The 10,604-nt window shown below is 60.7% G+C and carries 2 protein-coding genes; both read left to right on the top strand.

From position 1 onward, the window contains the following. The first annotated feature begins 988 nt into the window (after positions 1-988). On the top strand, positions 989-8,863 hold the full coding sequence (locus KBI52_RS04105) for a hypothetical protein (RefSeq protein WP_210805526.1): 7,875 nt from the start codon (positions 989-991) through the stop codon (positions 8,861-8,863). A gap of 134 nt (positions 8,864-8,997) precedes the next feature. Continuing rightward, on the top strand, positions 8,998-10,604 hold a 1,607-nt coding region (locus tag KBI52_RS04100), incomplete at its 3' end, for a Calx-beta domain-containing protein (RefSeq protein WP_210805524.1).

Raw genomic sequence — 10,604 nt, 5'->3', positions numbered from 1 at the left:
GACGGAGCCCAAGGTCGGCCTCCTGCGCGCCCAGGTTTGCGAAGCCTGTCGCAGGACCGTGCCGGTTCCCTCCGCTGCGAACGCCTCGAGCGCGCCCCTCGTCGGAACCGATCTGAGTAATGATATAGCTCAGGTTAGGAGGATTGTCAAGAACGAAATAAGAACATCATCGCATCGTCTCGAACTCTCCGTCTCATGCTCATCCTCCGCACGTCATCACCGGGCTTGTCCCGGTGATCCCGATGGCACGGAACGCCGCGCTTCACATGAGCGGGATGGCCGGGACAAGCCCGGCCATGACGTCGGGGGTGGAATGACGGAGGGTGGCCAGGACAGGCGGGGGGCGCCAAGACGGGAGAGGGCGCCAAGACGAGCGGGGATGCCATGACGCGGAGGGTGGCCGGCACCGGCCGGGGATGAGAGAACCCGCCCGTTCGCATGCGGGGAATGAGCCCGGTGCCCGAAGGCCTTGACCGGAAGGGCTTGAGCATCCTGGACCAGGCCCGATGGGGGCGATCCAGGATGGAATCGGCCTGCCGGCAGGCTCGACCGGGTCAGGACCGCGTTCCGGGCCGGCGGTCCTGGAATGGCAACGAGATTGCAATTTTGCAAAGTCCAGCTTGCAAATGTGTATGATGTCTCGCACCGGCAGCCGACGGCTCGTGATTGCTATCGGCAGGACCCGTCAAGAGACAGGCAGGCCGCGTTCCGGCTCTGCGTTCTTATGAAAAGCAAGGCGTTCCGCCCGATCACGCCGGCACGGGACTGCAACTTCAGGGTCTATTTTCCTGGCTTCAGAATGTAATCAGACAACCTCTGATAGGGGCGGGCCTGCGACAATCGGCAACCAGAGAGCGATTAAGCATTTTTGCGTAACAGCGTTGCCTTTCTGGTTCCCTCGGATATGTTACGTAATATTAATTCATTTCTAAGGAGCCCGTCGGCTCCGGCACGGTTGCGTAGCGGTACAGGCAAGGGGGACATGATCATGAACAAGCCCGTTTTCGAGAATGTCATCGGCGATCGGATCGACGTCGGCAACGTGCTGGACGACACGCTCGCCGGCGGTGCGGCAGCGCACATGGCCGCAACCGACATGGCTCCCCTCCTGGACGACCACCCGAGCCGCGCGCCGGGTCTTGCGCTGCCGCAGGACGAGAAGGACGGGCGGCGCTCGATGGAGGCTCCTGCGACGCCCGAGGGGGACAAGGTGCCCCAGGTTCAGAAGCTGGCACCGGTTGCGCAGCTCGATGCCGCGCCGGCGAGTCATTCCATTGGAGCGGTTCGTTTCAATGAATCTGATCCAAACTCTGACACGTTCGACGCGCCTGCGGACCCAGCCATCAAAGCCAGCGATCTTGGGGCTGATCGGGCGAGCGTTTCATTTGCCAGGACACAAGGCATTGTGCTGTCTCCGGCGGACGCGAGCGCCGGCTCCCCTGCTCCTCTCGCCAGCCCAATAACATTGAACTACAGCGACAATCCTGAGACGATCGACTTAAGGACTTGGAACGGTTACCCAATTAGGCTTTATGCCAATGGAGGGGATGACACCATCTACTCCGGAACGGGCCGTGACTCGATCATGGCAGGTGCGGGAGACGATTATATTATCGGAGATGCAGATCATCCGATTGTAGACAACTGGTCTGACGCCAACTTCGATACCATTTCTGGAGGCGACGGTTTCGATACGCTCGACTACGCGGACACACCGCCAATTTATAGCATAAGCTATACAGGCAACGGCGCAGTCGTCTTCAAGGATCATAGAAGCCCTGGCGCTTTGCCTACGTATGACTACATTTCTGATATCGAGAAGATATACTTATCGGATGCTGCCCTTGGTTATTCATGGAAAGGGGACAGGTTCCGCATCCTGGATCAGTATGCCACGACCAAGTCCTGGTACTGGGTCGGCCTGGGAGGGGACGACGACCTCTGGGCCAGCCTAGGCAGCGATACTCTTGATGGGGGCTGGGGCGCCGATGGCCTCGTCGGAAACGACGGAAACGACGTTCTTTACGGAAGCTGGAGTTTCGACGACCTTACGAGGGACATTCTCTGGGGTGGCAACGGGAACGACTCACTCGTAGGCGGTGCAAACGACATTCTGATAGCCGATGTCGGTGAAGATACCTTGGAGGGCGGCTGGGCTTACTACGCCGACTTCTCTCGTAGGAGTGTCAATAGTAATACTCCGACTGATGGTGGTATCTACCCGGAGATCGACTTCAATTATGATTACAAAGCGGGAAGTTGGAACAGGATCGTAGATCTCGGCGCCGGCACGGTGACGGACGGCGCCCACACGGACATTCTAAGGAGTATTTGGCAGGTCAGCACGGGCAACGGCACCGATACTCTGATAGCCGGCAGTTTCAGCGCCTGGTTCCACGGTGGCGGGGGGGACGACAAGTTCTATGGTGGCGCCGGAAACGATACGCTGATTGGCGGATCCGGTTTTGACTTCTTCTACGGTTCCGCGGGCTCCGACCTGATCGACGGTGACGTTGACGGCGGCGTCGTCGACTACGTTTCGCTGGGTGGTTCGGTCAAGATCAATCTCGCCACCCAGAAAGCCGTCAAAACGATCGGCAGCACGACAGCCACTGACGACGTCAAGAATATCGACCACGCGCAGGGAACGAACCAGTCGGACGAAATTCTGGGTAATGCCAACGCCAATCATCTTCTCGGCGCAGATGGAGACGATTACCTCTTCGGCGACATAGGCAATGACAGCCTCGAAGGGGGTGAGGGAAAGGACAAGTTGTCGGGTGGTGATCACAACGATTCCCTCTACGGCGGCAACGGCGATGATCAGCTGTTCGGGGACGGCGGCATCGATTCCATGGTTGGCGGCAATGGCGACGACGAGTACTGGGTGGACAATGACGGCGATGTCGTGGTCGAGGTCATCACCGGAGGCGCGAAGGATCTCATCCACACCACGATCGATTACAATCTGGGCGCCAAGGCCGGTTTTGTCGAGAACCTGAAGGCGGAGGGAACCGCGAACGTCAAGCTGACCGGCAATGCCGGCAACAACATCCTGACAGGCAACAGCGGAAACAACGAATTCGAAGGCGGCGGCGGCGTCGACACGATGATCGGCGGCCTCGGCGACGATACCTACCATATCCGCAATATCGACGACGATCCCCGCGAATTCCGGCTGGAGCTCGAAGGGGCCCATGATACCGCCTACATCTATGTCCCGTTCTTCGATGGCCGGAAGCTCGCGAATATCGAGCATGTCTTTACAAGGGGCGCCGGCAGCGTCGATTACGGGCCGGACAAGCCCGTCGTCGTCAGGGGATCCTCGTCCATCGACGAGAACCTCACCGGGTTCGTCGCGCAGGTCTGGGCGAGGGATCCCGACAATGTCGGCGGGCCGCTGAAATATGAGCTCCTGACGCATCAGGACAAGTTCAGCGTCGATCCCGACAGCGGCGACATCGCGCTCAAGACGAAAATCGACTTCGAAAATCCTCCCTCGGGCATTCTCACCGACGGGCAGGGCAGGAAGTACTTCCTCGTCGACGTCCGGGCGGTCGAAACCTCCGGGGGCAAATACAGCTCCCAGGAGAGCTTCGCGATCTATATCAACAACGTGGACGAGGCGCCGAGTGCTCCGCAATATTCCGGCAAGCCGACCTTCCTCGAAAACAAGCCCATTGCCGGATCCCTGGTGACGCTGGGTGGTGCTGCGGATCCCGAAGGGAAAGCGGTCACTTATGCGCTCGCGACGGATGCCGACGCCAATCCCGGCGGGCTCTTCGTCGTCAGCGCCAATGGCGCAATCACCTTGGCGCAGCCTAACGGATGGCTCGACTACGAGGCGAGCTCAATCGTCAAGGACGGGGCGGAGCGCTACTTCATCGTCAAGGTCGTGGCAAAGGACCCGGCCGGTAATGCATCGGCCGTCACGCCGGTCAGGATCTATGTCACGAACGACGATGAAGAGCCGTCCATCCCGAGCTATTCCGGCAAGCCGACGGTGGTCGAGAACACCGTCCCGACCCAGCCCATCGTCCAATTGAGCAGCGTCGATCCGGAAGGCGATCCGGTCACTTTCTCCCTGGCACAGGTGCCCGACGCCAATCCGAACAATCGCTTCCTGGTGAGTGCGGACGGCAAGATCACCTTGGCGCCGAACGTCACGCTCGATTACGAGGCTGCCGATCTCAACGAGGATCCCTTTGATGGCGGCAAGTACTACGTCGTCAGGGTGGTCGCCTCGGACGGCAAAAATCATGGGTCTTCGATCAAGGATGTCCGGATCTATGTCTCGCCCGTCGATGAAGCGCCGAGCATCCCGAATGACCCCGGCCCCCAGACCTGGGCGGAAGGGACCGGCCCGGGTGTCACCCTGGCGCAGGTTCAGGGATCGATCGATCCGGAGCAGATGAACGTCAATTATCATCTCTCGAGCGCGGGCGATGCCAATCCCGGCAACCGGTTCCAGGTCAGCCTCGATGGCAAGATCACCTTGGCGCCCACCAAGACCCTGGACTACGAGGCGGCCGATCTGCGTCAGGACACGCCCAATGGGCCCAAATACTACATCGTCAAGGTCGTGGCCAAGGACCCGGCGGGCAACGCCTCGGCCGAGAGGCTGGTGAAGATCTTCGTCACCAACGTGGACGAAGCGCCGAACGCGCCGACCCCGGGACTGTCCGCGTCATGGACCGAGAACGTCGTGCCGTCGGCCGCGCTGTTGACCGTGACGGGATCCGTGGATCCCGAGAATGCGGCCGTGTCCTATGATTTCGACACGGCGGCCGACGCGAACCCGGGCGGGCTCTTCGTTATCGCGGCAGATGGCAAGATCACGCTGAATCCCACCAAGACGCTCGACTACGAGGCGCAGGAGCTGAAGGACGACAAGGACGGGAAGGGCAAGTACTACGCCCTGAAGGTGGTCGCCAAGGACCAGTCCGGACATGCCAGCACCCCCACCATCGTGAAGATCTACGTCACCGACGATAACGACCTGCCGACCGGGATCCAGTTCAAGGACGCACCGCCCGAGATCGTCATCGGCATGGGAGCCGGTTCGCCTATCATCCGGGCGGAGGCGATCGACCCCGACCGGAACAACGGCAACAACAACAGCAACTTCCTCAAGAACAGGTACAAGTTCGCGGACGGCTCTCTGGAATTCGGGAAGTTCATGATCAATGCCGAGACCGGCGAGATCACCTTGAAGGAGGCATTGACGCCGCTCGATGCCCATCAGCACACCCTGACGGTCATCACCTACGACGAAGGCCAACCGGCTGCGTTCGTCACGGCAACCTATCAGTTCACGGTCCAGAGCGCTTCCTCGCCCTATATCTGGACTCACGACCCTGAAACGGACGTGACCGACAACGGCATCGCCTCGCCGTTCACGAGCGTCATGGTGTCGGATGCCAACCGGGCCGGGCTTTACCTGGAGATCCGGTTCGATCCGACCGAGGGCAGACTCGACCTCAGCGAACTGTCGATCATGTATGATGCGTGGGAATACGATGAGGCTGCTGGCGTCCTGAAGCTCAAGGGGTCGATGCAGGACATCATCTCCGCCCTGCCTCACGTGAGGTTCGATCCGAAGGATCGTCCGGATGGCGAGGTCGGCGACCCGTTGAGGACCGCGTTCCATATGGCCCTGGTCGATGAAGCCACAGGGGCCGAGATCGCCACCAACGACACCGTGGCGGTGAATTCCATCGTCGCGAACCGGGCTCCGACGATCAGCGGCGGCGGCGACGACCTGTCCATCGCCGACAACGAAACCGTCAATCTCGTGACGCCTTTCACGAACGTCACGATCGGCGATACCAACGCCAATGACTTCATCACCGTGACCATCACGGCCGGCAGCGATCACGGCGGCGCCTTCATCGATGCGAATGGCAACGTCTTCACCGGGACTTACACGTTCGGGGGCTCTGTCCAGGACGTTCTCGCTGCCGTGCGGGCGCTGAAGTTCAATCCGACCGACCGGCATGGGGTCGCGGCCGGTACGACCGACGTCGTCACGTTCGAGATCAAAGTCCAGGATAACGCCGGCGCCCTCGTCTCGTACGACCCGAACATCACGGTCAAGTCCGTGGTCGCCAATCGCGCGCCGGACCTGATCGGTTGGGATGGCGGCATGATCCCGATGGTCAACGACGACATCGGCGCGTACCAGTTCATCGGCCAGCTGAGTGCCTATGACGACAACGGGGACCCCATCGTCGAATACGTGCTGGACGAGGATCTGGCGGACAAGTTCTATATCATGCGGGAGGGTGACGTTTGGAGCGTCTACGTCAAGGGCGCCCTCGACTTCGCCAATGCTCCGCATGAGGGGAATGGCCTCAAGTGGTACGAGATCAAGGTCAAGGCTTCCGACGGCCAAGCCTCGTCCACGCCCCAGGTGCTGCAGATCTTCGTTCAGGACGTGGACAACATCGCTCCGTTGATCCTGGTCGATCCGAACGGCACGACCGAATGGCCCGTGGAAGACAGCGATACCGTCGCGCCCTTCCAGGATCTGACCTTCTTCGATGAGGACGATGCCTCGATCCTCGTGAACATCACTCTGAATACCCTCAATGGCGGTGCATTCATTTGTCCGGACGATGACGCCTTCCCGGACCTTGCGATCTTCAAGACCGACGAGAATGTCACGGTGATCGGCAACCAGGCCCTCATCACCGCCTACATCAAGCTCCTGGCCTTCAATCCCGCGAACAATCTCGGACCATTGGGTTCCGTGGTTCCGATCGACTTCTCCGTCACGGCTCAAGACGAGAGCACCTACACGACGAGGCATGTGACGGTGAACGCGACTGTCACGGGCGGCCCCGACGACGTGGCGCCGACGATCACCGTCGACCCGATGAAAGCCGTGACGAAGACGACCGACTGGGCGGCGGATCCCGTGAACCCGTTCCTTGGGGTCACGCTCGAGGACACCGACAGCGGCAGCGAAATCCTGACCCTGAAGATCAGCTTCGACAGCCGCGAAGGTCTCCTGAACGGCGACGCGCCCGGCATCGGCGGAACGTTCGTCAAGGACGATGCGGCTCAGCGCATCACCTGGACGTTCGAAGGCACGTTGACGGCCCTCCGCGTCATCCTGGGCCAGCTCACCTTCAACGCATCGGAGCAACCCGCTCAGAGCCCGGTTCCGATCATCACGACCTTCACCATCACGCTGGACGATCACCACCACGCCTTCCCGGCCGCCAACCAGGACGTGAAGGTCGAGACCACGGTGACGGGGCCGCCGGCGGGCGACGAGGCGCCGACGATCGGCGGCCTCCCGGCGACGGCCATCGAGGCCACGGCCAACTCGGGCACGGTGGCGCCGTTCGGTTCGGTGACGATCGGCAACGAGGTCGGCCAGGCCACCACCGCGACGATCACGTTCCTGAACATCCTGGGCGAACTCACCGGCAACGGCCTGACCCCGGGGGGCGTGGACGGTAACGGCATCGTCACCTACACGGTGACGGGCACGGATGCGATCAACCTGCAGGCGCTGCTGCGCGGGCTGAGCTTCAATCCGCGTCAATTGGCCATGGGGGCGTCCGAGAACGTCGTCTTCACCGTGAAGGTGACGGACAGCGGCCATCCCACGGCCAATGTCGATCAGACCGGCACGGTGACCGTGCACTCGGCGGCCGGCAACGAGGATCCGGGCGACGACGTGCCGACGATCGGGGGCCTGGGCACTGTCGATGCCGATGCGAACTCGGGCACGGTGGCGCCGTTCGGCTCGGTGCTCATCGACAACGATGACGGCCAATGGACCATGGCGACGATCACGTTCCGGGAAGACCTGGGCGACCTCGTCGGCGACCATCTGGTCTGGGTGGGCACGGACGGAAATGGCATCTCTACCTACACGGTGACGGGCACGAATGCGGCCGACCTGCAGACCAAGCTGCGGGCCCTGAGCTTCGATCCGCGCCCGCTGAATGCCGGCCAATCCGAGGACATCGCCTTCAACGTGACGCTGACGGACTTCACGCACCCGACGGACGGCCTGGGCCAGAGCGGCACGGCGACCGTGCACTCGGTGGCCGCGGGGGGACCGAATACGGCGCCGACTGGCATCGTACTATCCCAGAATATCGTCCGCGAGTTCTCCGAAAGCTTGATCACTCCAGTCGGAGAAATCACGGTTGTGGACGCCGGCGACACAGGTCCGTGGGACGTCCAAATGATAGACAATGCGGATGGACGCTTTGCTCTCGAAGGCAGCCGCACGACCGGCTGGCGCATTATCGTGGCTGACGGCCTGAAGCTCGATTTCGAGCAGGACGTCAGCCACCTGATCACCTTGAAGGTTACCGACTCGAACGGTGCTACCTCCGAATTGATCGAGGTGAGGATCTTCGTGGAGAACATGCTGTTCGAGTCCGTAGTCGGCAACGATGACGCCAACACCATCATCGGCGGTGGTCAAGACGACAACCTGTCCGGCGGCGGCGGCGACGACATCCTGCACGGCGGCGGCGGCGCGGATGTGCTGAACGGCGGTGACGGCGCGGATACCTTCGTATTCGACGCTCCTCTCGATCCGCTCAACCCTGTCGATATCCAGGATTTCGATCCGACGCAGGACAGGATCCAGTTGAGCAGCGCGATCTTCCAGGAGTTGATTGCTGGACTAGACGGGACAGTCGATCCCCTCGTGTTCTACGCGGGTTCGGATCCGGTTGGGGACTTCCAGCTGCTGTACGACGAGACGTCAGGGGCATTGGTATACGATCCGGACGGATTCAGCGGGGAGGCGGCGCCCTCAATCGTGATCGCCATTCTTTCCAACGTTCCGTCGGGATTTCAGCTGACTCATGAGCACTTCATCATCATCTGATTAAGGGCAGGCGGCCCCAGGCCGCCTGCCTCAATGGCGTTCTTTACTCAAATTAGCTAATAGTATAGCGTTTCATTAGACGTTATACCGTGTAGTAAGATCCCGCTCATAAACCGGCTTTCCAAGAGGTTCCTATGACCGCCCTGACTTTTACTTCAGCCCCCTCCACCGGCGACGGCAATCCGCAGCAGAGCGGCCTGAACAACGTGCTGATCAACGAAAACATCCTCGATGGTACGACCATCGGATATGTCAAGATCGATCCGGCATTCACTTACAATTGGGATGTGCAGGGCACCACGACCCTGAACTGGGGCGGGGCCTACGACTTTGAACGGGTCATCGACCCGATCGGGCAACCTGCCGGCACATACCTGCGAATCTTCGTCGCTACAGGCAAAGGCGGCGACGTCATTTTCGACAGGGAGGGGGGCGACTTTACCCATGAGATCGCCATTTCCGGCGGCACTGCCAGCGAGCCCCGAAAGGATGTCGGGTCTTTTGTCGTGACGATGCGTAACGTTGCCGAGGCTCCGACGAAGCTGGGAATTACCACCTTTGGAGGTGTCAATGGCGGGGATACCACTCCGGCCACTCCTCCGGCTGGATATCCATCGGTCGAACATTCCACCGGTATTATCGGTCAGCTGGTTTCAGAAGATGAAGACGGCACGAGCAATGCGCTCACTCACACATACAAGTTCGTGAATTCCTCGACCTCAGACGGGTTGACCAGCAGCGACGGCGTCTTCAAGATCGAATCCTTCTTAAACCAATTCAACCAAGTAAGATGGCGTGTCGTCATCAACAATGCTTCGTTGTACGACTACGATTCGCTTCCTGACAACGCCAAGTACTTCCAGCATACGATCCGGGCGATCGATGATACCAATCTCACGTTCGATCGACAGTTCCGCTTCGTGGTCACCAACAATACGGCGGACGATGTTCCGAAGGTTCAGTTCGCCCCGTCAACGGTGAACATCTCCCAACAGGAAGGAACCTCCTCGACGGCGGGCGACTGGACGACGTACACGTATGATTTGGTGCGCGATATCGCGACCGGCGGCAACTCGATCGTGACCTGGTCGATCAACGGCACGGGGATCGATACCGGCGACTTCGAGGCCCTGGCGGGGACGGCGACTTTCGTGGGCAACGCACTGACCACGCAACTCGTGGTGAAGGTGCGCAAGGATTCGGGCTTCGAAGCGGACGAGAACTTCACGATCACGCTGGGAACGACAGGCAACACCAATGCCTCGATCGGCACGAAGAACACCGCCACCGGTACCATCGAGAACGACGATACCCAGATTGCGGCTCCGACGATCACGGGGGCTCGGCAGCAGGTTGACGGGGAGTCGACGGGAACGATCAAGCCGTTTGAGAACAACCTGGCGGTCGCCTATGCCAACAACACCGACGCGCTGACGGTCGAGGTGTCGTTCGCGCTGGCCAACGGCACCTTCGGCACGGTCAACGGGGTAAACCCGTCGGATAGCGGCACCACGCGCACCTACACGTTCACCGGCCTGACCCGGGATCAGCTGAACACCATCCTGTCCGGCATGCAGTTCAACCCGACGGACAGTTTCAGCACGGCGGCAAACACGGTGTTCACCGTGCAGGTCAAGCCCGCGGCGGCGAACCAGTGGTCGGACGGCGGCACCGTGACGGTGGCGGCGGACTTCAACGACAACGCCACGGGAACCATCCCGACCACGAACGTGGCGGCGAC

It is taken from the genome of Microvirga sp. HBU67558 (assembly GCF_018069605.1).
GTDB classification, from domain to species: Bacteria; Pseudomonadota; Alphaproteobacteria; order Rhizobiales; family Beijerinckiaceae; genus Microvirga; species Microvirga terrae.
The sequence above is the reverse complement of the archived record's forward strand: the minus strand, read 5'-3'. Positions and strand labels throughout refer to the sequence as shown.